This is a genomic window from Archangium sp. Cb G35 (assembly GCF_001896145.1).
GTDB lineage: Bacteria > Myxococcota > Myxococcia > Myxococcales > Myxococcaceae > Archangium > Archangium violaceum.
In genome coordinates this window covers 428110-452928 of sequence record NZ_MPOI01000002.1, presented here as the reverse complement: position 1 = coordinate 452928, position 24819 = coordinate 428110, and the positions used below count along the sequence as shown (strand labels likewise).

The following is a 24819-nucleotide window of genomic DNA, read 5'->3' as shown; positions in this document are numbered from 1 at the left end:
CGCGCCATGCCGGAAGCACGCACGCTGGGAGAGGCCCCGGGACCCCGAGGCCACTGGTTCTGGGGCAGCATCCAGGAGCGGCGCCACAGCCCGCTCCAGCTCTTCGTGCGCGCCCACCAGGAGTACGGAGAATTCGTCCGCCTCCGCATGGGGCCCGCCATCAGCCTCGTCTCCATCACCCACCCCGAGCTCGTCAAACACGTCCTCGTCGACCACGCGGACCGGTACAGCAAGCCCTCCAGCCTGGTGCGCGATGCGTGGCCGGTGCTCGGCAATGGCCTGTTCACCAGCTCGGGCGACTTCTGGAAGCGCCAGCGCCGCCTCATGCAGCCCGCCTTCCACAAGGAGCGCCTGGCCGCGCTCGCAGGCTCCATGGTGGAGGCCACCCAGCAGATGCTCGCACGCTGGCGGGCCCGCCCCTCGGCGTCCGAGCCCCTCGACGTCGGCGCCGAGATGATGCACCTCACCCTGGGCATCGTCGGCCGCGCCCTCTTCTCCACCGACGTCAGCGGCAACGCCAACAGCGTCGGCCAGGCGCTCGGCGTCGCCCTCGCCGAGACGAACCACCGCATCCTCTCGCTCGGCCTCTACGCCCCGGACTTCCTCCCCACCGCGCGCAACCGCACCTTCCAGCAGGCGCTGCGGACCCTCGACTCCGTCGTCTTCGACATCATCGCCCGCCGCCGCGCCGGCGAGACGCGGGGGGATGATCTGCTCGCCACCCTCATGGCCGCCCAGGACGCCGACACCGGCGAGCGCATGACGGACGCCCAGCTGCGCGACGAGGCCATGACACTCTTCCTCGCCGGCCACGAGACCACCGCCAACGGGCTCGCCTGGATGTGGCACCTGCTCGCCCAGAACCCGGAGATTGAAACCCGTGCCCGCGCCGAGGTGCAACGGGTGCTCGGCGGCCGCACGCCCACGGCCCAGGACATTCCGCAGCTGCGCTACCTCACGCAGATGTTCGAGGAGGCCATGCGCCTGTACCCGCCGGCGTGGATCATGGCCCGCCAGCCGGTGAAGGAAGACGAGCTCGGCGGGGTGCGGATCCCCGCCAGCCCGCGCGTCGTCGTCGTCACGGGGCCCTACACCATCCACCGCAACCCGAGGCTGTGGCCGGACCCGGAGCGCTTCGACCCGGAGCGCTTCTCGCCCGAGCAGACCGCGCAGCGCCCGCGCCTGGCATACATGCCCTTTGGCGGCGGCCAACGGCTGTGCATCGGCAACAACTTCGCCCTCATGGAGGCCACGCTCATCATCGCCGAGGTGTTGCAACACTTCCGGCTGCGAGCGGTGCCGGGCCACACCGTGGAACCCGAGCCGCTCGTCACCTTGCGGCCCAAGGGTGGACTGCCCATGTTCGTCGAACCCCTGCACGCGAGCGCCTGAACCATGTTCCATCCCAAGGGACCGAGCTTCGTGGAGCTGATGCGGCAGGGCCTGAGCTCGGTGGAGCGGGGGTATGATCTGCTGGCGCCGAAGTTCGACTACACGCCCTTCCGCACGCCGGACGACGTGCTGAAGGCGAGCGTGGAACAGGCGGGCCCGCCGGGGAGCGTGGCGAGCGCGCTGGACGTGTGCTGCGGCACGGGAGCGGCGATGCGCCACCTGAGGGCGCTGTGCCACGAGCGGGTGGTGGGGGTGGACCTGAGCCAGGGGATGCTGGACGAGGCGCGCCAGAGACTCGCGGACGCACCGGGGAGCGCGGCGTTGGAGTGGGTGCGCGGGGATGCACTGGAATTGCCGTGGCGCGAGGAATTCGAGCTGGTGACGAGCTTCGGCGCCTTCGGCCACATCCCGGAGGAGGACGAGCCGCGGCTGGTGGAGTCCATCCACCGGGTGCTGAAACCCGGAGGCCGATTCCTGTTCGTGACGGGGAAAGAGCCCTCGCGGCTGAGGCCGGGCTATTGGATGGCGAAGGCCTTCAACGCGGCCATGAGGGTACGCAACGCGGTGTGGGATCCGCCCTTCGTCATGTATTACCTGACGTTCCTGCTGCCGCGCGCGCGGGCGCTGCTGGAGACACGAGGCTTCCACGTGGAGGTGCGGCGGGACGCACTGCCAGAGAAGTACGCGCGCCATGGATTGTGCGTGGTGCTCGCTACCCGGCAGTGAGGGGAAGCCCGGCTGTTCAGGCGCGGCGGGGGCGGCATAGCATCGCCGGACACCTTCGCTGGAGCCCGCCGAGCCCATGTCTGCGCTGTTGCCGTCCCCGGACGCCGCGATGATCACCCGTCACTCCTCTCCCGAGCAGAAGGGGCGGCGGTGGAGGATGAGTGGGGTGTTCGCGGCCTCCATCCTGCTGCTCTACCCGCTGGACCTGTTCATGCTGGGGCAGCCGAGCCCCGCGACGCTGGCGGTGCGAGTCCTCTGGTCCGGGGAGATGCTGCTCTACACGTGGCTGGTGATGGCGCTGGAGGAGCGCTGGCTGCCGCTGCTGCTGCGCATCCACACCGCGCTCATGAGTGGCTTGTTCATGAGCATCGTCGCCTTCACGGGAGGAGTGGACAGTCCGTACATGACGCTGGTGCCCTCGATGCCGCTGTTGATGGCGCTCATCCGGCCGGGGGACACGAAGCCGGCGATCGTCTGCGGGGCGACGTGTGCACTGGGGGCCATGGCCATCGTGATGCGGACGGAGGGCTCGGCACTGAACGCGCTGGCCTGGGCGGGGATGGTGACGTCGTCGACGTTCTTCGGGGTGTACGGCTCGTCGCAGTTCCGCAAGGCGCAGGCGGCGGAGAACGAGGCGCGGGTGGAGCGCGAGCGCCGCGAGTCGATGGAGAAGCTGACGAAGGCCGAGCGGCACCGGGCGCAGTCGGAGAAGCTGGCGACGGTGGGGAGGCTGGCGGCGAGCGTGATGCATGAAATCAACAACCCGCTGGCGTTCGTGGGCTCGAACCTGGAGTACCTGCGCACGGAGGTGCTGGCGCAGCCGCTGCGAGAGGAATTGAGGCAGGAGTTCCAGGAGGTCTTCAACGAGACGAGCACGGGGATGGAGCGCATCCGGCAGATCGTCACGGACCTGAAGGGCTTCTCGCGGATGGACGTGGAAGAGCCCTGCGAGTGCGTGCTGGTGGACGTGGTGTCGGACGCGGCGAGGCTGGCGGGGGTGCGGCTCAAGCACGTGGCGAAGCTGACGGTGGAGATACCGGCGGAGCTGCCGGAGGTGTTCGCGACGAGGCGGAGACTGGCGCAGGTGATTTTGAACCTGCTGGTGAACGCGGGGGACGCGCTGGAGGAGGCGCGGGTGCAGGGAGGGGAGGTGAGGGTGAGGGGGATGGCGGAGGGGGAGAAGGTGACGCTGCTGGTGGAGGACAACGGACCGGGCTTCCCGCCGGAAGTGCTGCCGAGACTCTTCGAGTCCTTCTTCACGACGAAGGGGCCGGAGAAGGGGACGGGGCTGGGGCTGAGCCTGTCGCGGGAGATGGTGGAGCGATTCGGGGGAAGACTGACAGCGGAGAACCGGCCGGAGGGAGGCGCGAGGCTGCGGCTGGAACTCCCAATGCACAAACCCGCCCGACACGGAACCGTTGACCCAGAGCCCACTGGCACGCAGAACCCCTCTCCCTCCGGGAGAGGGACGGGGTGAGGGTGCCTGACGCCTCGGGTTGCCCCCTGTGAGCCGGAACGTCACCCGGACCCGAGCTGTGGCCTCCAGCCCGGGTGGGTGAAACCAAGGCAATGACTCAATCGGTTGGGCACGGCAAGGCGCTCTCAATAACAACAGACAACCTGCGTATTACCGTGGGCCCAATCGGCCCCAAACGTCGTGGGAGTAGCCATGGTGTCTCCCCAAGGCCAGGGATTGTGGACCGGCTGCCAACAAGCACCATCCGCGGGGGAATACCTCCCGTACTTGTTATCCGCGGTCACGAACATGAATCTGACGGCGACACACGCCTTCCACCCATGGTAGTCGGCGGCACAGATCTCGCTGCCGGTCTTGCCTCGAAAGGCCGCGGGCACATAACTCGCGGCGGATCCCACCGGGCAAACACTGTCGGCGACCGTCTTGGTGACGATGGTGCGGACATTCTCGACTTCTTGTGCCCTGGCATTTCCGGCCATGAGTGCCGCCGCCAGCACCACCCCGAACGAAACTGTCTGTCTCATTGAGTTCCCTCCATCACCTGCTGGCGCGTAACCTGGAGTGCCTCGAAAAGGCTTACAACTCCATGCAAGGAATGGAAGACGAGAAATCGACAGGGGAAGGGGAGAACTGGCCGTATTCGCCGGTTCCGAACCGCCCCCTGCCCGAAACCCGATTCCCAGAGGGATTCCCACTCCGCGAGAAACGGAGCACGTGCTAAGCGGTTGCCTCTGCACAACGAGGAGGCACTCAGCCCGCATGAAGAAAGCGCTCATCACCGCCGCCGTCCTCGCCCTCGGCCTACCGGCCTTCGCCCAGCAGCAGCAGCAACAAGAGGCGAAACCGCTGGTCCCCGGGCGTGAGGCACTGGCCATCCCCTACGAGAAGTACACGCTGCCCAACGGCATGGAAGTCCTCCTGGCCCAGGACAAGAAGCTGCCCGTGGTGGCGGTGAATGTCTGGTACCACGTGGGCGCCTACAACGAGCAGCCCGGCCGAACCGGCTTCGCGCACCTCTTCGAGCACATGATGTTCCAGGGCTCCAAGCACGTGCCCGACGACGTGCACATCGCCATGCTCGAGCAGCTCGGTGCCAATGATCTCAACGGCACGACGAACTTCGACCGGACGAACTACTTCGAGACGGTGCCCACCAACCACCTGGCCACGGCGCTGTGGCTGGAGAGCGACCGGATGGGCTTCCTCCTGGACGCGCTCGACGAGAAGAAGCTGCGCACCCAGCAGGAGGTGGTGAAGAACGAGCGGCGCCAGGGCGTGGAGACGCGCCCCTACGGCCTCGCGCAGGAGAAGCTGTGGAAGGCGCTCTTCCCCGCGCCGCACCCGTACCACGGCAAGGTCATCGGCTCGATGGAGGACCTGGACGCGGCCAACGTGGAGGACGTGAAGGGCTTCTTCCGCAAGTGGTACGCGCCGTCCAACGCCACGCTCGCGGTGGTGGGGGACTTCGATCCGAAGGAGGCCCGCGCCCTCATCGAGAAGTACTTCGGCACGCTGCCGGGCGGCCCCAAGCCGGAGAAGCCCACGGTGGCCCCGGTGAAGCACACCGCCGAGAAGGTCATCCGCCACGACGAGACGGTGGGCACGCTGCCGCAGGTGATGATGGCCTGGCTCACCCCGCCGTACTTCAGCGAGGAGGACGCCACCGCGGACGTGCTGGCCAACGCGCTGGGCACCGGCAAGTCCAGCCGCCTCTACAAGCGCCTGGTGCTGGAGAAGGGTCTGGCGCAGAGCGTGATCGCCGCCCAGCAGAGCCTCGGGGCGCAGTCCGTCTTCTTCATCGAGGCGGTGGCCCGGCCCGGCGTGTCCAGTGACGCGCTGGCCAAGGAGATCGACGCCGTGCTGGAGGAGGTGCGGCGCGGCGGCATCACGCAGCAGGAGCTGGACCGGGCGCGCACGCGCTTCGAGACGCAGATGCTGGCGGGGCTGCAGTCGGTGGGTGGCTTCGGCGGCAAGGCGGACGTGCTGCAGAGCTACAACCACTACACGGGAGACCCGGGCTACCTGGACGAGGACCTGGGGCGCTACGACTCGGTGACGACGGAGCGGGCGCGCGACTTCGCCCGTGACTTCCTCCAGTCCAATGCCCGCGTGGTGCTGCACGCCGTGCCCACGCAGAAGGGCCCCATCTCGGCCGCGAAGGAGACGCACTGATGCGCCGCTTGTTCATCGCCCTGTCCGTGCTGGCGCTCGCCGCCGGCTGCAAGACGGCCCCCGAGCCCGTCCCCGAGGCCCCCAAGCCCCCCGAGACGCCGGCTCCGCCGCCGGAGGACCCCAACGCCTTCCGCCAGCAGCCGCCCAAGCCGGGTGAGCCGCCCGAGCTGGTGCTGCCGAAATTCGAGCAGGCGAAGCTGGACAACGGGCTCACCGTGCTGGTGAGCACGCGCAAGGAATTGCCGCTCGTGTACACGGGGGTGGCGTTCGCGTCGGGAGGCTCGCAGGACCCGAAGGGCAAGTGGGGCCTGGCGGACGTCTCGTACAAGATGCTGCTGGAGGGCGCGGCCGGGAAGGACACCACGGCGCTGGACCAGGCCTTCCAGGACCTGGGCGTGTCGCCCGCGGTGAGCGTGAACCCGGATGGGGCCTTCATCGGAGCGCGGGTGCTGAAGCGGCACGCGGACGCGGCGCTGGCGCTGCTGTCCGACGTGGTGCGCAAGCCGAACCTGGCGCAGAAGGACTTCGACCGGCGCAAGAAGCTGCAACTGGCCGAGCTGGTGCGCGCCATGGGCAGCCCGGGCTTCCTGGCGCAGCAGGCGTACCTGGACGCGGTGTTCGGCGCGGAGCACCCGTACGGGCACCCGGTGAGCGGACTGCCGGCCACGGTGGACACGCTGACGCTGCAGGACGTGAAGTCCTTCTACGGCAGGAGCGTGGGCCCGAAGGCGGCCGCGCTGGTGATGACGGGGGATGTCACCCTGGACGAGGCGGTGGGGCTGGCGAAGAAGTACTTCGGCGACTGGAAGGGCAACGCCGTGCCGCCGCCGGTGCCGCCCACGCCCGCCGCGACGCCGCGGCAGCAGGTGGTGTTCGTGCCCAAGCCGGGGCTGGACCAGACGATGATTGTCGTGGGCCGGCCGGGCATCGCGGTGGGGCACTCGGACGAGTACGCGTTGGACCTGGCGACGACGGTGTTCGGCGGCTTCTTCGGCAGCCGGCTGAACATGAACCTGCGCGAGGACAAGGGGTACAGCTACGGGGCGGGAGCGAGCGCGGACGCGCGGCTGGGCGTGGGGCCGCTGACGGCCTCGTCGGCGGTGCGCAAGGACGTGACGGGCCCGGCGCTGAACGAGTTCATCGGGGAGATGAAGGGGATACAGGAGCGCCCCATCACGGAGAAGGAGCTGGCGGCGGCGCGCGAGGGCCTCATCCGGGCGATTCCGGGCGAGTTCGAGTCGGTGGAAGGACTGGGCTCGAGCGCGGCGTCGCTGTTCTTCCTGCGCAGGCCGATGGACGAGTACGCGCGGACGGTGACGGGGCTGGAGAAGGCGACGCCGGCCGAGGTGCAGCGGGTGGCGGAGGCGTACCTGGGCCCGGCGGCGATGCAGGTGGTGCTGGTGGGAGACCCGGCGGTCATCCAGGAGCAGGTGGGCCCGATGAACCTGGGCAAGCTGGTGGCGAAGGAGCCGGTGGCGCCCCCGGCGAAGAAGTAACGGGGTGACTCAGTAACGCGGCAACGCGGTGACAAGGAGGTCCCTCACCCCACTCGAGCACAACACCCCTCACCCCTCGGGAGAGGGACGGGGTGAGGGTGCCTGTCCCCGGGTTCCCCACCGTGAGGGAAACCCGGACATCCCTTCTCAGTCCCTGTCCTTCTCCCGCTCCTCCTGTCCGCGGAGGATGCGGATCTCCTCATCGGCCTCGTCGATGGGGCTGCGGATATCGGGGACATAGCCTCCGACCTCGGCGTCGCTGTCGAGGGCGAACTTCTGCTCGCGGGTGCCGTGGATGGAGTCCGCGGAGTAGAGGGGGAGGGTGTCATCGGCTTCGAGACCGCGCTCGACCCGGTCGGGAGAGAAGGGAGGCTTCTCGTCTTCCCGCTCCTTGGGGTGCACGGGGTCGTACTTCCTCCGCTTCTCGTGGTCGGCCATGGTGAAGACTCCTCGTGGAACGCGGACGCGCGGGTTGCGCGGCCCTACGAGGCTCAATGTGGGGCGAACCGGGAGCGCTCCAAGCTTCCCGGGGAGGGACGAGCGCCCGCTCGACAGGCCGATGCATGAGGAGCCCGGCTCCAATCCAGGCGTGCCTTGACACCCGTCCGTGCGGCGTCTATTTAACCTCCAGGTTAATTAACCAGAAGGTTGAACACGAATGCCGTCCGACCGTCTCGATGCCACCTTCACGGCCCTCGCGGATCCAACGCGGAGGGCGATCCTCGCGCGCCTGGCGGAAGGGGAAGCCACGGTGATGGAGCTGGCCGAGCCCTTCGAGATGAGCCTTCCGGCCATCTCCAAACACCTCAAGGTGCTGGAGCGGGCGGGGCTCATCTCCCGGGGGAGGGACGCGCAACGAAGACCCTGCCGGCTGGAGACAGCGCCGCTCAAGGAGGCGGGCGAGTGGGCGGAGCACTTCGTGCGCGTGTGGGAGGAGCGGCTGGACCGGCTGGACGACTACCTGCAGGAGCTGCAGGGGGCGGAGAAGAAGCAGGGCCCCCGGAAGTAGGGGGAGCGGGCCAACGAGGAGAGGGACATGATCGACATGAAGCGAGACGTGAAGAGCATGAGTGACCGGGAGATCGTCCGGGTGCGGGTCCTGAACGCGCCGAGGGAGCTGGTGTTCAAGACGTGGACGGAGCCGGAGCACGTGGACAAGTGGTGGGGTCCGCGAGGCTTCACGACGAAGACGCACCGGATGGAGGTGAAGCCGGGAGGCTCGTGGCACTACCTGATGATCCACGCCGAGCACGGGGAGTTCGACAATCTCATCACGTACCGGGAGGTGGTGCGGCCCGAGCGGCTGGTCTACAGCCACGGCACGAGCGAGGAGCCCGAGCAGTTCCAGGTGACGGTGACGTTCGCGGACGAGGGAGGGAAGACGCGGCTCACCATGCACAGCGTGTGGCCGACGGCCGAGGCGCTCGAGGCGGTGAAGAAGTACGGCGCCGAGGAGGGTGGGAATCAGACCCTGGACAAGATGCAGGAGTACGCGGAGAAGCAGGCCGGGCGCGCTACGTGAGCCGCTGGATGCGGGGAGCGCGGAAACAGACGCGCGAGCCCGCGTGGTGGGCCTGCAACCCGATGCGTCCGGAGCGGGGCTTGTGCACGGGCGCGGTGAAGACACACACCTCGACGCCGTTGAGCACGACCCGCAGCTCCAGCCCCCGGGCGAGGATGTCGAAGGAGTTCCACTCACCCAGGGGCCGCGAGGCCATCCGCAGAGCGGGAGCGAGCGTGTAGAGGGCGCCGGTGAGGTGCAGGGGGCTGCCCATCCGGGGACTGCCCAGGGTCTCGTGCTCGGGGTCCACGCCGCGGTCGTCGATCTGCACCTCGAAGCCGGCCTTCCAATCGGGCTGCTTGCGAGCGAGCTCGGCGGTGGGGAAGCGGAAGAAGACGCCGGAGTTGTCCTCGAGGGAGTGGGCGAGCCAGTCCACCTGGAGGCGGAAGTCGGAGAACTCGGAGGGGGTGTACCAGAGGAGGCCGGAGCCGCCCTCGGACTCGAGGAGGCCGGGGCCCGCGGGGACGAAGCGGCCCTCGCCCGCCATGGCCCAGGTGCCAGGAGTGTCGAAGGACAGGGTCTGGAAGGAGTCCATGAGCCTCACGGGGTGAAGGGGCGTGTCTCAGTCCCGCGCTGGAACGCGCCCGGTGATGCGCATCCAGGCGAGCACGACGGCGCCGTAGAAGAGGGCCGAGCCGAGCGCCTGCCAGAGCGGGAAGAAGAGCTCCACGCTCAACCAGGAGGGCGCGCCCAGGGAGGGGAGGAAGCCCAGGACGAGCTGACCGGCCAGGGCCAGCCCCACCTGCAGGAGGAACATGACGGCGAAGACGACGAACAGGGTCAACCGGTGTCCCCGGGTGAGCCGGTACGAGTGCTGGAGGGATTCAAGGGGGCCGTAGCCCTCGATCACGACGAGGGCGGGGGCGAGGGACAGGCAGACGACGAAGTAGAGACCGGGGAGGATGAAGCAGAGCGTCCCGGAGACCACGGTGATGCCGAAGAGCAGGCTCATGAGGAGCAGGGGGAGGAAGCGGATCAGCCCCACCTGGAGGGACGAGCGCAGGGTGAGTCCGGACCGCGGGAGGAGGTTCTGCGCCGTCCAGGAGAGGAAGACTGCCGTCACGAACGAGGACAGGCAGGCGGAGAGGAGGACGAGCACGAGCCCGCTCCGGGCCGGCTCATAGAGGAAGAGCTGCACGAAGGCCGCGGAGAGGACGGAGCTCGCGAGACTCCCCGCCAGGAGGAGGCCCACGCCCGAGAGGTTGCGGCTCAGGAGGGAGAAGGAGTCCTGGAGCAGCTCGCCAGCGGTGAGGGTGACGGCGGGCGCCACGCGTAGGGCGCAAGGCTGACAAAGGTTGGACGAGGAGTGGGTGCGGCAGGACTCACAACCGAAGCAGCCACAGCGCTCACAGGTGAAGACCGCGCCGAGGTGCGGATGGCTCGCGCACGTGGCCCGCTCCTCGGACCCAGGCGGAATGGATGACATGGAAGACCCCCCGTCTGATGTTGCCGTACCCTGAAGCAACGGCGGCCAGGGGTTACGACAATCGACGGGAGGGAGGAGTGAAGGACACTCCCTGCGTCGGATTCAGGGCAGAGCCGGAGGGCTTCGTTCACCTGGGCGACGGATGAAGCGAGCGGAACTCCACGACGCATTCGAGGAGCCGGCGGATGGCCCGTTCCGCGTCTCCCTCGCGGGACTCGAGGAACGGCAGCGTCCAGTCCTGACCCGCGGGAACACCCTTCTCCTCATGGAGCCAGCGCTCGAAGCGGGGATACTCCTCGTCACGGGCGCCCGCGAGGGCCAGACACAACCGGTAGCCGTCGATGAAGCCAGCCATCCGCTTCACTTCGATGGGACCGATGAACAGGAAGAGCCGGCCCTGCCTGTCACCGATCTCCTGGCGGACCTCCAGCAACATGTCCAGCGTGGGTTTCGGTGGATGCACGGGCACCAGGGACGGCACCCGGACCGAGGGGTGCTCGCCCCCTCCATTCCATTCGATGGAGGCCAGCGCCTCGAGAGGAAGGGCGCGGAACTCGGCGACGAAGTCCAGGTACTTGAGCACGGCGCGCCGGTGATCGCCGTGGAACTCCTCCAGGTAGCCGTTGTCCCATCCCTGGGCCGGAAAAGCTTGCTTGACGTTGAACATCCAATGACCAAACAAGTCATCCGGGCCTTCCTCGACACCGAAAGCACGAAGACATTCCCCGTACCCTCCGATGAAGCACCTCACCCGGCCTATATCGGACATGCCGATGTAGAGGTACGGCCCCGACGTGCGGCTACGCATGTCCTCGCGGATACGCAGCAGCATGTCCTTCATGGGAATAACAGGCTTGACCCCGGGCTGAGGGTTCATGGCGTCTCCGGCAGGGCTTCGATGACCGTCTGGACGATGTCCGAGCGGGCCCCCAGCCGGCTCAGATACTCCGCCCACGGCATCCCCACCGCTCCAGTGTATGCGTCGTATGCGCGGCCGTTCATCCGCACCAAGACATGGTAGCCGGTCTGCGACACATTCAAGTCCCGGCCATCCATCATCTTGATCACGATGTACTCGTACTTATTCGGATCCCGGGTGGTCAACCGCACGAACTCCGGCTTGCCTCCCAATTGAGTGAAGGCCGTGTGGATGGACCGGGCCACTCCCTGACAGGCCCCAGCCACCTGTTTGCTCGCACTGAAGGCCGTCTTGAGCGCGAACAGCCAGGAGGGTGCGGCCCTGCCGGTAGTCACCGCCCAGTAATCGATGGCCCCTGTCACCTCTCCGCGCGCGAGGAGGCCGAGGGTATGTGCCCTGAGCGAGTCCGAGCCCATCACCTGCGCGGCCACCGTCTCGCGAACGGGTATCGCGCCGTGCGCGGTCCCCGTGGAGAGCACCAGGCAAGACACCACCAGCCAGACGCGCAAGAGACGCATGAAGCGCGATTCTCAGCCCGGCACTCCTGCCCATCCAGGAACCCGGAGTGCGCGCTTCACAGGGACCAGCCGAGCGACAACTGCGCACGCGGAGCCACCATCACGGTCCACGGGCTGAAGCCGGGAATCGGAGGCCGGTAGAGAGCGCCCAGACCCAGCGCGGCCTGCACGGTGAAGCCCTCGCCGAACCGGAAGCTGTAACCCGAGAGCACCGCGCCGCCCACCTGCCACACCGTCCGCGAGCGCGGGGTGTCCACCCACGCATGCACCACCTCGAGCCGCGGGCCCACCCACAACCCATCCAGCACCGGGCCCTTCAAATAGAAGCGTGCACCGGGCTCGATTCCCACCCGCAGGTACGCGGGGTCCGCATCCTCGAAGAAGGGAATCAATGTCCCCAGGTTGAAGCCCACGCGCAGGCCCAGCGTCACGGAGAGCCCGTCGTCCCGCTCCTGCTCGGACTCCAGCGCGAAACCGTCGGGAGCCAGCGGCACCGCCACGCCCACGTACGTTCGTCCATCCCAGGAATCGCCCGGAGCCGCCGTCATCACCAGGGCCGTCATCACTCCCAGCAGGCCGTCCATGGCACCCCTCCCTGCAACCGCCATGCACTGGCCAGGGATACAGCAAACCCAGGCCACGCGGGCACTTTCCCCGTCCCCCACGTCACGCCGTGTACGCACCCGCGCCTTCCACTGACACGCGCCGTACGCACCTGGCCCCGACGCACGGAGCGTGGCCCACCTCCCGGGCCTTCGTTAGGTTGCATCCATGGCCATCACCACCTCCGACTCTCCCTTCCTCACCGCCACCACCTGGAACGCGCTCGGGGAGGGGCGCTACCAGGGACACATCCGCCCCGAGTGGTTCCAGGGACGCGGCGCCTATGGCGGCATGCTCGGAGGCGCGCTGCTGCGCTCGATGATGCGCGAGCTGAACGAGCCGGCCCGTGCGCCGCGCTCCTTCACCGTGCACTTCTGCGCGCCCGTGGCCGAGGGCGAGGCCTCGCTCGTGGTGCGCACGGAGCGCGCCGGGCGGCAGGTGACGCACCTGTCTGCGCGAATGGAGCAGGCGGGACAGGTGACGTGCCTGGCGAGCGCCACCTTCGCCACCTCGCGCGAGACGCCGCTCGTCTACACGGACGCGCGCCCGCCCCGGGTGCCGCCTCCGGACGACGTGCCCCCCGTGCCGAGCGCCATGCTGCCCACCTTCGGCGCGCAGTTCGACTACCGCTGGTGCGTGGGTGCCGTGCCCTACTCGGGTGCCGCCGAGGCCCGCGTGGGCGGGTGGATTCGCCCGCGAGTCCCCACGCCGCTCGATGCGCCGCTCGTGGTGGGCCTGCTGGATGCCTTTCCTCCCGCGGCCTTCACCCGCGTGGACGGCTTCTGCAACGGCGCCACCATGGACTACACGGCGCACTTCTACGCGCCGCTGCCGCTCGACGCCTCGCCGGAGGCCTTCTACCTGCGCACCGGCCACTCCCGTCACGCCGCGCACGGCTACGCGGATGACCTCGCGGAGCTGTGGAGCCGGGACGGACAACTGCTCGCCCAGTTGCGCCAGATGGCGGCCGTGTTTCCCTCGAGCCGCTGAACCGGCGCCCGCCTCCTTTCAGGCGGAGGACTCGCGCCGTCCGGCCCGCCCCTGCCTTCCACTCTCGGAAGCGGACTTCCGGGAGGCGTGCTGGGCGCGCGCGGCGAAGACACGGGGCAGGTTGTCTTCAATCCAATCGGTGAGGGCCTCGATGTGCGAGGCGACCTCCTGGCCCAGGGGCGTGAGGCTGTAGTCCACCCGGGGAGGAATGACGGGGAAGACCTCGCGGACGACGAAGCCGTCCTCCTCCAGCGCGTGGAGCGTCTGGGCGAGCATCTTCTCGCTCACGCCCGACACCTTCCGCCGCAATTCACTGAAGCGGTGCGTGCCCTCCAGCAGGGCCACGAGCACCAGCACGCCCCAGCGGCTCGTGACGTGGTCCAGCACGCCCCGGGACGGGCACGCGGCGGCGTAGAGGTCGCCCCGCTGCTCGGCCCATTTCGCCATCGCCTTGCGCAAGTGCTTCGGCTGCTTGCTCGCTGTCATGTCAGTAGCTTACCTCAAGGTAGGTACTTACCAAAAGTAAGCATGGCCGTTAGGGTTGTCTCGCGTTTCGACGAAGTCCTCACGCCAGGAAAGGAACACCCCATGATTCTCGTCACTGGAGCCACCGGTAAGCTCGGCCGCCTCGTCCTCGAGAAGCTGCTCGAGAAGGTCCCCGCCCACCAGGTCATCGCGGCCGTGCGCAACCCCGAGAAGGCCGCGGAGCTCCGCGCGCGCGGCGTCCAGGTGCGCAAGGCGGACTACAGCCAGCCGGAGACGCTCGGGGCGGCGTTCTCGGGAGTGGAGAAGGTGCTGCTCATCTCCTCCAACGAGGTGGGGCAGCGGGCGGCGCAGCACCAGGCGGTGGTGGAGGCCGCCAGGAAGGACGGAGTGAAGCTGCTGGCCTATACGAGCATCCTGCACGCGGACCGCTCGGGGCTGGCACTGGCCGCGGAGCACAAGGCCACGGAGGAGCTCATCCGGGCCTCGGGCGTGCCGTACGTGTTGCTGCGCAACGGCTGGTACACGGAGAACTACACGGAGAACCTGGGGCCGGCGCTGGCGCACGGGGCCATCCTGGGCAGCGCGGGCGAGGGCCAGGTCGCCGCGGCTACGCGGGCCGACTACGCGGCGGCGGCGGTGGCGGTGCTCACGGGCTCGGGACATGAGAACAAGGTGTACGAGCTGGCGGGAGACACCGCGTTCACGATGACGGAGCTGGCCGCCGAGGTGTCTCGCAAGGCGGGCAAGACGATCGTCTACAAGGATTTGCCGCCCGAGCAGTACAAGGGCGTGCTGGAGGGAGCCGGGGTGCCGGGGCCCTTCGCCGGAATCCTGGCGGACTCGGACGTGGGCGCGTCTCGCGGCGAGCTCAATGGCGCATCGGGAGATCTGCGCCGCCTCATCGGCCATGCCACGACGCCGCTGGCGGACGCGGTGGCGGTGGCGCTCCAGCGCTGAGGTCCACCCCCTGGACGGCGCGCTTCCGGGTGCGCCGTCGGGGAGTGTCGCGGGATGTGGGGTGGGGGTTCGCTGGGGGCCACTTCCGCTCCAGGCGGGGCTCGGGTAGTTTGCGCCGCCCTGCGTTCGGCAGTTCCGCAGTACGCAGCAAACCGAGGACATCAACGATGGCACGCATTTCCCAGGACCAGGCGCAGGAGCGCCACGCGTTCCTGCTCGACCTCTTCCGCAACCAGCCGGACATCAGCCGCAACGAGGCGATGGACGCGTACAAGGACAAGTTCGGGGCCTCGCTGAACGCGAAGACGTTCAATGAGCTGCGCGAGCAGGCGCTGCGGGAGGCGGAGAGCGTGGAGAAGGAGGAGGAGAGCGTGAGCGAGCCCGAGGAGACGCCGGTGGAGGAGAAGCAGCGGGTGGTGGCGGCGGCGCCGGTGCTGACGAGCGACGCGAGCACGCCAGCGGCGGCGAAGAAGCCGAAGGCGAAGGGGCCGGGGTCGAAGAACGTGTTCGTGGACGCGACGCAGGAGCAGCTGCAGTTCCTGGAGAAGGTGCTGATCCAACTGCAGGACTCGGGCGCGAACAACGTGCGCATCGACCACTCCACGGACCGCTGGATGGTCCTGACGGTGGACTCGAAGTAATCCAAGCCCATCCCAGAATCCCTCCCTCTCCCCCCGGGAGAGGGCCGGGGTGAGGGTGCCCGCCCCCGTGTTCCCCCCGAGAGGGAGAGCGAACCGGGGGCGGAGTTCTTCCATCCCCGAATCAAAGACTGTCTGTCTTGACGGTCCGTCTGACTAGAACTCGCCGGAGCTCTCGAGGCGCACGGCGGCGGAGCCCGGAGCCGCGGAGGGCACGAGCTTGGAAGGAGCCTCGGTGGCGTCGAAGGCGCGGGGGCGCAGCAGCCTCAGGGTGAGCACCATCGCGAGGAACAGCACCGCGCAGCTGGCCGTGATGAAGCGCACGCCGATGCGATCGGCGAGAGCCCCCTGGGCCCACACCCCGGCGGCGTAACCCACCCCGAGCATCATGCTGTAGAGGCTGTGGATGCGGGCCTGGAGCTCGCGGGGGACGCGCAGCTGGCACAGGGTGTTCAGCCCGGTGAGGGTGGCCATGTAGAACCAGCCGAGCCCCACCATGGCGAGCGCGGCGAGGTGCAGCGTGGGAGCCATCCAGTACAGGGCGGCGATGGGGCCGATGCCGAGCAGACAGGCCTCGAGGACGCGCTGGCGGCCGAGCCGGTTGACGAGGGGCCCGAGCATGACGGCGGCGAGCACGGCGCCGACGCCCTGGGCGGTGACGAGCAGGGAGGTGGCACCGGCGCCCTGGTTGAAGACGCGGATGGCGTAGACGGGCACCAGGCCGATGAAGGGGGCCACGAGGGTGCACATGACGAGGGTGCCCATCATGGCGAGGAAGATGCCGGCGTCCTCGCGGGCGACGCGGGCACCGCGGACGATGCCGGGCCAGAGCTCGTCCTGGGAGAGGGAGCTGGCCCTGGCCGAGGGGCTCACGCGCCACAGGGCGATGAGCACGGCGACGAAGGACAGCGTGTTGACGAGCAGGGCCCAGGCGATGCCATGGGCGGAGAGCACCACGGCGGCGAGCGCGGGGCCGATGATGCGGCCGAGGTTGAACTGGGCCGAGTTGAGACTCACCGCGCTGTGGAGGTCCTCGGGAGGGACGAGCTCGGAGACGAGGGCGGAGAAGGCGGGGTTGGTGAGGGCGCTGACGCAGCCGTTGAAGAAGGAGATGACGCCGACGACGGGCACGGTGAGGTGGCCGGTGAAGGCGAGCACGGTGAGGATGCCGGCCAGCAGCGCGTGGAGGAGGGTGCCCACGGCGACATAGGAGCGCCGGTCGAAGCGGTCCGCGAGTGCCCCGGCGACGGGGGAGAGGACGAGGGCGGGAAGATAGGTGATGGCGGCGATGCCGCCGGTGGCCTCGGCGCGGCCGGTCACGGTGGTGACGAAGACGCCCAGCGCGAGGATCTCCATCCACGTGCCGATGTTGGAGACGAGCGCCCCAGACCAGACGTAGACGAAGTTCCGGTGCCCGAAAGCACGGAGCGAAGAGAAGCGCGACAGGTGGAGGGCAGTCACGGCTCGACCCTTGTAACGCACCTGCGTGACGCGTGCTCGGTGGGCACCTGCGCACACGACGCCGAGTGCATGCTCGCCAACTGGCAGGGCAGACACCCGGCAAGCCTCCAGTGGCGACGAATTCGTATGAACACAAACAAGGAATGAAATCCACGAGGCCGGAGGGAGGTGGCCCTGGAAGGAGTGACGCGTCAGGCTGACGCGCCATGACACGAACGATGAAGCTGATGCTGCTGTTGAGCCTGATGGTGGCGGGGACGGCGGGAGCCACGGGGCCCTCGTCGCTGGAGGTGAAGCTCACTCCGCTGGCGGCGAGGAAGGGGTCGGTGCTCTTCCGCACCCGTTACACCGTCAACCGGGAGGGGGCGCACCGCTTCATGACGGTCGAGTTCGGCTGGCTGGTGGTGGATGCGGGCGGGGGCTGGAAGGAGGTGCCGCACCGGACGGTGGCGGAGCCGCCCTCGCCCGGGTCCGCCGAGGAGGACACACGGGCCTGGGCGGAGCTGAAGCGGGCGGACGCTGAGTTCAAGGCGCCACTGGATTGGAAGTCACCTCCGGAGAGCCTCGCCGGGCTGCTGCGCGAGTACGGCTTCACGAAGAAGGACGCGGTGGCGAGGAACGCGGGGGCGGGCACGGTGACGTGGAGCCGGAAGGAGCTGTGTCAGGGCAAGCGGTGCACGACGCCCTGCCGCCAGCGCACGCTGCACGAGTGGAGGAGCGAGGAGTTCCAGCCAGTGACGGAGCCGCGCAAGCCCATCCAGGCGCTGTTCGTGCACTCGGGCCTGGCCGTCTTCCGCAACGAGTACAACGAGGCGAACAACCAGGGTGCCTTCTTCACCGAGCCCGTGAAAGAGGGGGAGGAGGACAGGGACCCGGGCATCGAGATACACGACGTGATGGCCATCTGCGTGCTGCCGCGCTGAACCCCGGAAAAGACGAGAGCGCCCGGGAAAAAACCCCGGACGCTCGGAAGAACAAACAGCGGAAGGCCCAACAGGAACACAGCCTGGCCCACAATATCCCCTCTCCCCTCGGGAGAGGGACGGGGTGAGGGTGCCCGTCCCGGTGCTCCTACCCGGCGGACCCCCACTGTGAGCCGCTACTGCGCGCCGGTGGCGATGGGGCCCTTGCGCGAGGAGATGGAGCCATCCGCTCCAATGACGGCGCCAGTCTCGGGGAAGTCCTCGTTGGTCAAGCGGCGCACGAGGGGAATGACCTCGCCCGCCGAATCAGGAACCGGAATCCCCCGTCCCTCCTGCCTGGTGGGGAGGATGCGGCCGGAGCGGAAGCGGCCCTGGGAGTCGAGCTCGACGTCGACGACCATGCCGAGGCCCTGGGGGCCCTTGAGGTTGAAGGAGCCGTAGGTGGCGAAGTTGCCCATGGAGTAGACGATGAGGCGGTCCTTGTAGAACTCCATGGCGCGGACGACGTGGGGCCCGTGGCCGAGGACGAGGTCGGCGCCGGCGTCGATGACGGCGTGGGTGAAGAGACGCAGGTCACCCCGGTCCTCGCCGTAGAAGATTTCGCGGCCCTTGGGGATGTTGAGGGCCTTGGAGCCCTCGGCGCCGCCGTGGAAGGAGACGAGGACGAGGTCGTGAGTCTGCCGGGCCTGGCGCACGAGGGCGGTGGCGGTGGCGGTGTTGTTGAGGTGGTTGCAGGAGGCGGAGGTGTGGAAGGCGACCATGCCGATGCGCAGGCCATTGCGCTCGAGGGTGGCGATGGAGCCGGCGGGGCCGCTCCAGGGGATGCCGAGGGAGTCGAGGGTGGCCTCGGTCTCGCGGCGGCAGAGCTCGCCGAAGTCACCGGAGTGGTTGTTGGCGGTGGAGGCGAGGTCGACACCGGCCTCGACGAGGAACTTGCCGTAGCGGGTGGGGGTGCGGAAGGCGTAGCAGTTGCCACCGCGGCGGCACTTCTTGGTCTCGCCGTTGTCGCAGAGGGGGCCCTCGAGGTTGATGAAGGTGAGGTCCGCGTCGCGCAGGAGGGGGTAGACGGAGGAGAGACTGGAGGCGCCGTCATCGGGAGGGAGGAGGCCCGCGGGGAAGTCGGTGCCGAGCATCACGTCGCCGACGGCGCGGATGCGGACGCGGGCGTCCTTGGGAGGAGCGGCGCGGGGAGCGGACTTCGAGTCAGCCTGGGCGAGCTTCTGCTGGAGGGAGGACTGGCCGCGAGCCTGGGTGAGGGCGTCCTCGAGGTCGGGGTAGTTGGGGTCGAGCTTCTGGACGGAGGTCCACTCGGTGAGGGCGTCGGGCCAGCGATTGAGGACGGAGTAGGCCCAGCCGAGTTCCCAGTGGCAGTCGATGCGGGAGGGGGCGGCGCGGGTGCAGGCGGAGAAGGCGGCGATGGCGGCGGGGGCATCCTTGGCCTTGAGAGCCTCGACGCCGCGGGCATAGAGCGAGTCCGCGGAAGCCCCCTCTCCCTCTGGGAGAGGGTTGGGGTGAGGGTCTTCGGCCGGAGCAGCGGGGGCAGCAGCCGCCGCCGGAGCGGGAGCAGCCGCCGGAGCCGGAGCAGCCGCCGGAGCAGCAGCCGCCGGAGCGGAAGAAGGGGCACTGCCGGCGGAACCCTCGTCGGCGGGCTGGGAGTGGGAGACGGACTCGGGCTCGGCGGTGGAGGGGCCGCGAGCGGTCGCGCAGCCACCGAGGGCGGAGAGCGCGAGCACGGAGAGCAGAAGAGAGCGGGAGCGCATGAGGGGGCGCATCTTAAAGGCGCCGGGGCCGCATCCCGAGAAATGCGTTCAGGGACGTCCAGCGCTCGACGGCAAAGCAGCCGGGCGGGCTCGGGGAAGAGGCGGCAAGCGTCCTATAATGGGCGCGGTATGTCCCAATCCGCGCCCGCACTCGCTCCCCCGGCGGCTCCGTCCGCCAGCGCCGTCCGCTTCGACGGCCTGTGGCTTTTCTCCCCGCGGGTGGACGTGAGTCTGCTGCTGATGCCAGCACTGCTGACGTTCTTCTCGGCGTGGCTGGCGGGCACCACGGGCGAGGGCGTGGACGGGTACTCGCGGGCCCTGGGCCGGTGGGCGTCGCAGTACGTGCTCTTCAATGGCACGCACGTCATCCTCACCTTCCTGCTGGTGGGGGTACGGCGCGAGCTGCTGCACACCACGCCCACGCAGGCGAGGCTGCTGGTGGGGGGCTCGGCGGGGGTGTTCGCGGTGTGCTTCGCGCTGCTCTGGTACGCGAGCCAGCACGCGCCGCAGCTCAACCTGATGGTGGCGGCGGGCATCCACCTGTTGGCGGCGCACCACACGCTGTCGCAGGTGAAGGGCCTATGGGCGCTGCACGGGCTGAAGGCGCGAGTGGCGGGAGTGCCCTCGTTGTCGGAGGCCGAGCGGCGGCTGCAGCGGGTGTTCGTGCCACTGGCGCTGGTGTTGATGATGGTGCGCACGCTGGCGGTGCCGATGACGAGCCGGGCGGGGGACTTCCCGCTGGTGAACGTGGGCCAGGCGGAGGGCGGGATGCTGCCGTACGGGACCACGTGGGTGCTGCTGGCGGTGTGGGGGGTGTTCCTGGGCCTGCTGGTGGCGGCGCTGCGAGGGCAGGCGGGGCCGAGCGGCCCGAGGCGGCTGTACGTGCTGGGGCACGCGGCGGTGGTGGCGGTGTACCTGGCGTGGCCGGCGTGGGGAGTCATCCTGAGCGCGGGCATCCACGGGTTGGAGTACTTCTTCCTCACGGGGCGGATGCTGGAGCCCACGGCGAGGGAGGCGGAGTCGAGGCTGCGAGGGGGAGCGGTGTGGATGGCGATGGTGGGGGTGATGCTGCCGCTCATCGTGGTGGGGGTGGCGCAGAGTCCCTTCGTGCTGCTGGTGGACGCGAGCACGGGAGGGTCTGCGACGAACTTCCTGCTGAGGCAGGAGCCGCTGTGGACGCTGGGGGTGACGGTGACGAACGCGATCGTGCTGGCGCACTATTTCGCGGACGCGTTCCTCTACCGTTTCAGGATTCAAAAGGTGCGCGAGGTAACGCTGGGAAGACTGGGCCTCGCGTAGATCCCCTCTCCCCCTGGGAGCTGATCATTAGTCACATCTCCAGTTCCCCCTCGGAGCGCCCCTCTGGAAGATGCTTGGTTGCTTGCTCCTTCCAAGGGGATTCTCCGAGGGAGAAATGAGGGGCAGGCCAGATGTGGCTAATGATCAGCCCTGGGAGAGGGTTAGGGTGAGGGTCTTCCCCCGAGAGGAGAGCTCATGCGAATCGCCGCGGTCCTCACCCTGTCCGTCGTCCTGTCCGCCTGCGGTCTTCCCGGCGGGGATTTCTGTACCCTCGAGGCGCGCGCCTCGGTGCAGGTGAACGTGGTGGATCCACGAGGCAACCCGGTACGGGACGCCCGCGTTACCTTCTCGCTGAATGGAAGCGCCGAGCAGCTGGCGCTGTGCAATGGCGGCGAGCAGACGCAGGGCAACTGCGACACGTGGGTGACAGGCTACGAGCAGCCGGGCAATTACGTCGTCACGGCCACGAGCGCGGACGGCCAGCGCACCGCGAGACAATCGGTCACGGTGGGCGAGGACGAGTGCCACGTGCAAACCCAGACAGTGACACTCACGCTGCCGGACTGAGGAAGCCGGAGAGCCTCTGCCGGGTGCGGTCTTCACGAACTTGTCCAACAGTTGGACAAGTTCATACAACGCGTGACCGGAAGGCCGGCAGGGGCCCCTGTGTCAGGGCGTACAGTCCCCGGTGGGAGACAGGTGGTAGCCCGGGGAGCACGAGCCCGACCCGACGCACCAGCCATCACCCCCGTCGTGCCGGCCGGGCCCGCAGGCCGAAGGGTCGAAACACCTCCCATTCGCCTCGCCCGTACTCAGCAGCCGTCCATTCAACTCCAGGCCCTTCAGGTTCACCGCCAGTTCCGCGGGAGAGGGGCTCGAGCGATAGAGACGGATGACGCGGTCCGGAAAACCCATCCGCACCGGCTCCAGACACACGGAGGAGGCCTGGCGCTCGGGAACCTCCTGGGGTCCGAGGTAGCTCCAGGGAGCGAAGCCCGCGGGGGAGCTGTACACCCCCTCCACGGCGTCCAGGAAGCCCGGGCACGCCGAGTCCGCCGTGAGCAGCACCTCGGTGAGGCCGCCGAAGGAGCCGTTGCCCGCGCCGAAGACGAGCTTCAGGGGACAGGCGCCCTGGGCCAGCGACACGGTGAGCTCGAGCCGGCTGATGCACCGGTCCTCGATGGCATCCACGTCCACCTTGTGCACGGAGCGCACGGCCACCTGGCCCCCGGTGTAGTCGATGGAAACGGGGCCCGTCTGGACGGAGCCGGAGGGCACCAGCCGGGAGACACAGGCGCCGGGCGGAGGATCGTCCTCGGAGGGGTAGTAGCCGGGATCCACCTCGATGCCGGGGTCGAGCACCCAACATCCCGCGGTCATCACGCCCATCAGAACGGACATGGGCAGCAGCCCCTGGAGACCCGAGCGCACGATTCCTCCCAGACTACGGACATGGCTTCTCATTGGATTGCGAGAACGACTCCGGAGTGGATCCCCATGAGCCTGACACATCTGCTGCGCCGCGCGGGAAGCGCGGCCCTGTTGTTGAGCCTCGGCGCGTGCCAGACACCGGGCTCGGCGGCCGGAACGGCACCGGGAGGGGAAACGCGGGCCAGCCAGCCCCAGGTGCTGGTGGGAGCGGGGGACATCGCGAGTTGCAAGTCGGACCAGGACGAGGCGACGGCGGCGATGCTGGACGGAATCGAGGGGACGGTCTTCACGCTGGGAGACAACGCCTATCCGGACGGGACGGCGGAGGACTTCCAGCGGTGCTACGCGCCGTCATGGGGGAGGCACAAGCAGCGGACGAGACCGGTGCCGGGCAACCACGAGTACCACTCGGCGCGAGCGGGCCCGTACTTCGAGTACTTCGGTGAGGCGGCGGGCGAGCCGGGCAGGGGCTACTACAGCTACGAGCTGGGGGACTGGCACGTGGTGGCGCTCAACACGGAGCTGCCGGAGAGGGCGCGAGCGGAGCAGGAGCGGTGGCTGCGTGAGGATCTGGCGGCCCACCCGGCGCGGTGCACGCTGGCGTACATGCACCGGCCGCTGTTCAGCTCGGGGCTGGGGCGGGACAACGCGTGGGTGAAGCCGCTGTGGGAGGCGCTGTACGAAGCGGGGGCGGACGTGGTGGTGGCGGGGCACGACCATTTCTACGAGCGCTTCGCTCCGCAGACGCCCGAGGGACAGGCGGACCCGGAGCGGGGCCTGAGACAGTTCGTGGTGGGGACGGGAGGAATGACGGCCTACGCCTTCGGCGCGACGCTGCCGAACAGCGAGGTGCGCCAGGCGCGCACGTTCGGGTTGATGAAGCTGACGCTGGAGGACGGCGCGTACACGTGGGAATTCCTCCCAGTGGGAGGCGGCGTGCTGGACCAGGGGCGAGACACCTGCCACTGAGCGCACGCCACAAGTGGCGGTGGACACCATTTCCCCTCTCCCCCCGGGAGAGGGACGGGGTGAGGGTGCCGGAGCCATCGGGTTGGCTCCTCGAATCCCCCCGTGCCCTGGTGGGGTTGGAGCCTGACACAAAATGAATACCTTGGGCTCCCCCCTCCGACCCCACACCGGGAGCCCTCATGCTGGAAACCTCCGCTCGCACTCCACACCGGGTGCGCCCGCTCACCGTGCTGCTGCTGAGTGCCCTGCTGTCCGCCCCACCGGCGCGCGCCGCGGAAGGCGCCACCCCGCTGGAGGACAACCGCCGCATCACCGAGGGCTACATCCAGCTCGCGAATGCCTTCCAGGCACTGCTCGACCCGGAGTTCCAGCCCGGGGGCACGAGCGGCCTGCGCCCCAACTGGTTCGCCTTCGCACCACACGCCTCACAGGCCGCGGGCAAGGGCATGCTCACCACGGCGCTCGCGAGGCGCATCCTCGACGCGGCCCGGGGACGGCCCTCTCTGTCCGTACTGGAGGCACTCGAGCGGGTGGGCCTCACGGGCACGTTGCGCCTGACAGTGGAGCAGCTCTCGCTGGAGCTGGTGGTGCGGGGCCTGCCCACGGACGTGGCCTCGGCGCTCGGCGCGCTCACCACGGGGATGAACGGCGAGGCGCTGGCGGATCCACGCACGCTCACCACCACCGCGTCGCGCCTGGCCGCGCTGTACTGGGGCGCACCGGGGTGGTCGCCGCTCGACAAGGCGGAGGCGGTGGTGCTCACGCTGGAGCGCACGCTGCATGGAGGCAACGTGGCCATCTTCGCGGACATCGGCGGCGCGGCGAACGCGTACCTGGCGTGGCGCCAGTCCGCCGGAGTGGTGAGCCCCGAGCGCGTGCTGTCGGAGTTTCCGCTGGCCGGCGCGAGGCCCGAGGAGGCGCGGCTCGCCTACGACTACGCGCGGACCCACGCACAGGACACTCCGAGACCGTATGCCTTCGACGCGCTCTTCCCGGGGATGGAGGGGAGGAGCCTGGTGGTGGCGGCGTTCGCGCTGTACGAGCGGGCGAGACTCACGGAGGACCCCACGGAACGCGAGGCGCTCATCGCGGTGGCCAACAACTACCTGGCCTGGAGGGAGCAGCACGACGCGGTGCAGGGAGCCTTCACGCCGGCGGAAGCGCACGCGGACGAGGTGTCACGCCCGGAGGTGATGAGGATGATGACGCCGATGCTCGTGGTGCAGTTCGGCACGGTGAAGTGGACGCTGGCGGATTACGCGTATGCCCATGAGGACCGGGACGGCAATCCCATGACGTCACAGCCGACGGAATACAGCTGGGGGACGTTCTGGGAGCGCTGGCCGCCGATCCTCGATTCCTTCGAGAAGGGTTACGGAGAGCCCACGGCACTGTGGGTGATGCCGGATCCACTGGCAGATCCAACGGCGGGATGAAACGGATTCATGAGCCGCTCCGGGGCTTCGAATCCATCCACCTCGAGCGGAAAGGCATGGGGTGATTGGAAGCGGAATGGAGTGTTGAGGGGCATGAAAGCGTTCGTCTAGCCTGGGAACTGTTCAGCGCGTTCGCTTCGGCTGAGGTTCTCTCCAACAGGCGCCACCCACCGACGGAC

The 24819-nt window shown here is 68.8% G+C and carries 25 protein-coding genes; 15 read left to right on the top strand and 10 right to left on the bottom strand.

All coding sequences use genetic code 11. From position 1 onward, the window contains the following. Positions 1 to 6 precede the first annotated feature (6 nt). From BO221_RS08210 to BO221_RS08190, 5 genes are all read left to right on the top strand, one after another. A complete protein-coding gene (locus BO221_RS08210; protein ID WP_073559835.1) occupies positions 7 to 1392 on the top strand; it encodes a cytochrome P450 in 1386 nt (461 codons plus the stop codon). Between the two features lie 3 nt (positions 1393 to 1395). Next, complete coding sequence (locus BO221_RS08205; protein WP_073559834.1) at positions 1396 to 2118, top strand: class I SAM-dependent methyltransferase; 723 nt, start codon at positions 1396 to 1398, stop codon at positions 2116 to 2118. 76 nt (positions 2119 to 2194) lie between these two features. Next, positions 2195 to 3595, top strand: coding sequence for a sensor histidine kinase (locus tag BO221_RS08200; RefSeq protein WP_233165791.1), 1401 nt, complete (start codon positions 2195 to 2197; stop codon positions 3593 to 3595). Positions 3596 to 4354: 759 nt separating this feature from the next. Beyond that, complete coding sequence (locus tag BO221_RS08195; RefSeq protein WP_073559833.1) at positions 4355 to 5767, top strand: pitrilysin family protein; 1413 nt, start codon at positions 4355 to 4357, stop codon at positions 5765 to 5767. Beyond that, complete coding sequence (locus BO221_RS08190) at positions 5767 to 7263, top strand: pitrilysin family protein (RefSeq protein ID WP_073559832.1); 1497 nt, start codon at positions 5767 to 5769, stop codon at positions 7261 to 7263. Before BO221_RS08195 ends, BO221_RS08190 begins: the two co-directional genes overlap by 1 nt. A 147-nt stretch (positions 7264 to 7410) precedes the next feature. On the opposite strand, the gene BO221_RS08185 is transcribed toward BO221_RS08190, so the two are convergent. Further along, positions 7411 to 7701, bottom strand: coding sequence for a hypothetical protein (locus tag BO221_RS08185; RefSeq protein WP_043401119.1), 291 nt, complete (start codon positions 7699 to 7701; stop codon positions 7411 to 7413). A 220-nt stretch (positions 7702 to 7921) separates the two neighbouring features. Here BO221_RS08185 and BO221_RS08180 point away from each other — a divergent pair, with 220 nt between their 5' ends. Further along, a complete protein-coding gene (locus BO221_RS08180; protein WP_073559831.1) occupies positions 7922 to 8272 on the top strand; it encodes a helix-turn-helix transcriptional regulator in 351 nt (116 codons plus the stop codon). 27 nt (positions 8273 to 8299) lie between these two features. Next, the gene (locus BO221_RS08175) at positions 8300 to 8785 is read left to right on the top strand and encodes an SRPBCC family protein (RefSeq protein ID WP_073559830.1); all 486 of its coding nucleotides are present in this window, start codon (positions 8300 to 8302) and stop codon (positions 8783 to 8785) included. On the opposite strand, the gene BO221_RS08170 is transcribed toward BO221_RS08175, so the two are convergent. The 5 genes from BO221_RS08170 to BO221_RS08150 form a co-directional block, all read right to left on the bottom strand. After that, positions 8778 to 9359 carry a DUF1080 domain-containing protein gene (locus BO221_RS08170; protein WP_073559829.1) on the bottom strand — a complete coding sequence of 194 codons (582 nt, stop codon included), beginning with the start codon at positions 9357 to 9359 and terminating at the stop codon, positions 8778 to 8780. The genes BO221_RS08175 and BO221_RS08170 overlap by 8 nt on opposite strands. Before the next feature lie 27 nt (positions 9360 to 9386). Beyond that, positions 9387 to 10250 (bottom strand): hypothetical protein, encoded by an 864-nt coding sequence (locus BO221_RS08165; RefSeq protein ID WP_143195334.1) that lies wholly within the window; start codon positions 10248 to 10250, stop codon positions 9387 to 9389. Positions 10251 to 10377: 127 nt separating this feature from the next. Then, positions 10378 to 11127 carry a hypothetical protein gene (locus tag BO221_RS08160; protein ID WP_073559827.1) on the bottom strand — a complete coding sequence of 250 codons (750 nt, stop codon included), beginning with the start codon at positions 11125 to 11127 and terminating at the stop codon, positions 10378 to 10380. Beyond that, positions 11124 to 11687, bottom strand: a complete 564-nt coding sequence (locus tag BO221_RS08155; RefSeq protein WP_073559826.1) for a hypothetical protein — start codon at positions 11685 to 11687, stop codon at positions 11124 to 11126. Before BO221_RS08155 ends, BO221_RS08160 begins: the two co-directional genes overlap by 4 nt. Positions 11688 to 11743: 56 nt before the next feature. Next, the gene (locus tag BO221_RS08150) at positions 11744 to 12271 is read right to left on the bottom strand and encodes a hypothetical protein (protein ID WP_073559825.1); all 528 of its coding nucleotides are present in this window, start codon (positions 12269 to 12271) and stop codon (positions 11744 to 11746) included. A gap of 187 nt (positions 12272 to 12458) precedes the next feature. On the opposite strand from BO221_RS08150, the gene BO221_RS08145 reads away from it, so the two are divergent. After that, complete coding sequence (locus BO221_RS08145; protein ID WP_073559824.1) at positions 12459 to 13280, top strand: acyl-CoA thioesterase II; 822 nt, start codon at positions 12459 to 12461, stop codon at positions 13278 to 13280. Between the two features lie 18 nt (positions 13281 to 13298). Here BO221_RS08145 and BO221_RS08140 read toward each other — a convergent pair whose 3' ends face one another. Next, entirely contained in the window at positions 13299 to 13766 is a 468-nt protein-coding gene (locus BO221_RS08140; RefSeq protein ID WP_073559823.1) for a helix-turn-helix domain-containing protein, read from the bottom strand. Positions 13767 to 13868: 102 nt separating this feature from the next. On the opposite strand from BO221_RS08140, the gene BO221_RS08135 reads away from it, so the two are divergent. Then, positions 13869 to 14723, top strand: a complete 855-nt coding sequence (locus tag BO221_RS08135; protein ID WP_073559822.1) for an SDR family oxidoreductase — start codon at positions 13869 to 13871, stop codon at positions 14721 to 14723. Between the two features lie 167 nt (positions 14724 to 14890). Then, positions 14891 to 15364, top strand: coding sequence for a hypothetical protein (locus BO221_RS08130; protein WP_198956075.1), 474 nt, complete (start codon positions 14891 to 14893; stop codon positions 15362 to 15364). A gap of 153 nt (positions 15365 to 15517) precedes the next feature. Here BO221_RS08130 and BO221_RS08125 read toward each other — a convergent pair whose 3' ends face one another. After that, complete coding sequence (locus tag BO221_RS08125) at positions 15518 to 16822, bottom strand: MFS transporter (protein ID WP_073559820.1); 1305 nt, start codon at positions 16820 to 16822, stop codon at positions 15518 to 15520. Positions 16823 to 17028: 206 nt separating this feature from the next. Here BO221_RS08125 and BO221_RS08120 point away from each other — a divergent pair, with 206 nt between their 5' ends. Continuing rightward, positions 17029 to 17745 (top strand): hypothetical protein, encoded by a 717-nt coding sequence (locus BO221_RS08120; RefSeq protein ID WP_073559819.1) that lies wholly within the window; start codon positions 17029 to 17031, stop codon positions 17743 to 17745. Between the two features lie 176 nt (positions 17746 to 17921). Here the strand turns inward: BO221_RS08120 and BO221_RS08115 are convergent, their stop codons facing one another. Next, the gene (locus BO221_RS08115) at positions 17922 to 19505 is read right to left on the bottom strand and encodes a CapA family protein (RefSeq protein WP_073559818.1); all 1584 of its coding nucleotides are present in this window, start codon (positions 19503 to 19505) and stop codon (positions 17922 to 17924) included. 129 nt (positions 19506 to 19634) lie between these two features. Between BO221_RS08115 and BO221_RS08110 the strand changes: the two genes are divergently transcribed. Both BO221_RS08110 and BO221_RS08105 read left to right on the top strand, forming a co-directional pair. Then, on the top strand, positions 19635 to 20804 hold the full coding sequence (locus tag BO221_RS08110; RefSeq protein ID WP_073559817.1) for a hypothetical protein: 1170 nt from the start codon (positions 19635 to 19637) through the stop codon (positions 20802 to 20804). Positions 20805 to 20999: 195 nt separating this feature from the next. Further along, positions 21000 to 21371, top strand: coding sequence for a hypothetical protein (locus BO221_RS08105; protein WP_073559816.1), 372 nt, complete (start codon positions 21000 to 21002; stop codon positions 21369 to 21371). A gap of 102 nt (positions 21372 to 21473) precedes the next feature. On the opposite strand, the gene BO221_RS08100 is transcribed toward BO221_RS08105, so the two are convergent. Next, on the bottom strand, positions 21474 to 22235 hold the full coding sequence (locus BO221_RS08100; protein WP_073559815.1) for a hypothetical protein: 762 nt from the start codon (positions 22233 to 22235) through the stop codon (positions 21474 to 21476). A 66-nt stretch (positions 22236 to 22301) separates the two neighbouring features. Between BO221_RS08100 and BO221_RS08095 the strand changes: the two genes are divergently transcribed. Together BO221_RS08095 and BO221_RS08090 are read left to right on the top strand one after the other, a co-directional pair. Further along, complete coding sequence (locus BO221_RS08095; RefSeq protein ID WP_073559814.1) at positions 22302 to 23204, top strand: metallophosphoesterase; 903 nt, start codon at positions 22302 to 22304, stop codon at positions 23202 to 23204. Positions 23205 to 23383: 179 nt separating this feature from the next. After that, the gene (locus BO221_RS08090) at positions 23384 to 24640 is read left to right on the top strand and encodes a hypothetical protein (RefSeq protein WP_073559813.1); all 1257 of its coding nucleotides are present in this window, start codon (positions 23384 to 23386) and stop codon (positions 24638 to 24640) included. The last annotated feature ends 179 nt before the right edge of the window (positions 24641 to 24819 follow it).

Coding starts and splice junctions, on each gene's coding strand:
- BO221_RS08105 (WP_073559816.1), top strand. CDS start 21,000: ATGCGAATCGCCGCGGTCCTCACCCTGTCCGTCGTCCTGTCCGCCTGC.
- BO221_RS08120 (WP_073559819.1), top strand. CDS start 17,029: ATGACACGAACGATGAAGCTGATGCTGCTGTTGAGCCTGATGGTGGCG.
- BO221_RS08130 (WP_198956075.1), top strand. CDS start 14,891: ATGGCACGCATTTCCCAGGACCAGGCGCAGGAGCGCCACGCGTTCCTG.
- BO221_RS08135 (WP_073559822.1), top strand. CDS start 13,869: ATGATTCTCGTCACTGGAGCCACCGGTAAGCTCGGCCGCCTCGTCCTC.
- BO221_RS08155 (WP_073559826.1), bottom strand. CDS start 11,687: ATGCGTCTCTTGCGCGTCTGGCTGGTGGTGTCTTGCCTGGTGCTCTCC.
- BO221_RS08160 (WP_073559827.1), bottom strand. CDS start 11,127: ATGAACCCTCAGCCCGGGGTCAAGCCTGTTATTCCCATGAAGGACATG.
- BO221_RS08110 (WP_073559817.1), top strand. CDS start 19,635: ATGTCCCAATCCGCGCCCGCACTCGCTCCCCCGGCGGCTCCGTCCGCC.
- BO221_RS08145 (WP_073559824.1), top strand. CDS start 12,459: ATGGCCATCACCACCTCCGACTCTCCCTTCCTCACCGCCACCACCTGG.
- BO221_RS08175 (WP_073559830.1), top strand. CDS start 8,300: ATGATCGACATGAAGCGAGACGTGAAGAGCATGAGTGACCGGGAGATC.
- BO221_RS08190 (WP_073559832.1), top strand. CDS start 5,767: ATGCGCCGCTTGTTCATCGCCCTGTCCGTGCTGGCGCTCGCCGCCGGC.
- BO221_RS08200 (WP_233165791.1), top strand. CDS start 2,195: ATGTCTGCGCTGTTGCCGTCCCCGGACGCCGCGATGATCACCCGTCAC.
- BO221_RS08180 (WP_073559831.1), top strand. CDS start 7,922: ATGCCGTCCGACCGTCTCGATGCCACCTTCACGGCCCTCGCGGATCCA.
- BO221_RS08210 (WP_073559835.1), top strand. CDS start 7: ATGCCGGAAGCACGCACGCTGGGAGAGGCCCCGGGACCCCGAGGCCAC.
- BO221_RS08185 (WP_043401119.1), bottom strand. CDS start 7,701: ATGGCCGACCACGAGAAGCGGAGGAAGTACGACCCCGTGCACCCCAAG.
- BO221_RS08140 (WP_073559823.1), bottom strand. CDS start 13,766: ATGACAGCGAGCAAGCAGCCGAAGCACTTGCGCAAGGCGATGGCGAAA.
- BO221_RS08205 (WP_073559834.1), top strand. CDS start 1,396: ATGTTCCATCCCAAGGGACCGAGCTTCGTGGAGCTGATGCGGCAGGGC.
- BO221_RS08095 (WP_073559814.1), top strand. CDS start 22,302: ATGAGCCTGACACATCTGCTGCGCCGCGCGGGAAGCGCGGCCCTGTTG.
- BO221_RS08165 (WP_143195334.1), bottom strand. CDS start 10,250: ATGTCATCCATTCCGCCTGGGTCCGAGGAGCGGGCCACGTGCGCGAGC.
- BO221_RS08115 (WP_073559818.1), bottom strand. CDS start 19,505: ATGCGCTCCCGCTCTCTTCTGCTCTCCGTGCTCGCGCTCTCCGCCCTC.
- BO221_RS08150 (WP_073559825.1), bottom strand. CDS start 12,271: ATGGACGGCCTGCTGGGAGTGATGACGGCCCTGGTGATGACGGCGGCT.
- BO221_RS08195 (WP_073559833.1), top strand. CDS start 4,355: ATGAAGAAAGCGCTCATCACCGCCGCCGTCCTCGCCCTCGGCCTACCG.
- BO221_RS08090 (WP_073559813.1), top strand. CDS start 23,384: ATGCTGGAAACCTCCGCTCGCACTCCACACCGGGTGCGCCCGCTCACC.
- BO221_RS08170 (WP_073559829.1), bottom strand. CDS start 9,359: ATGGACTCCTTCCAGACCCTGTCCTTCGACACTCCTGGCACCTGGGCC.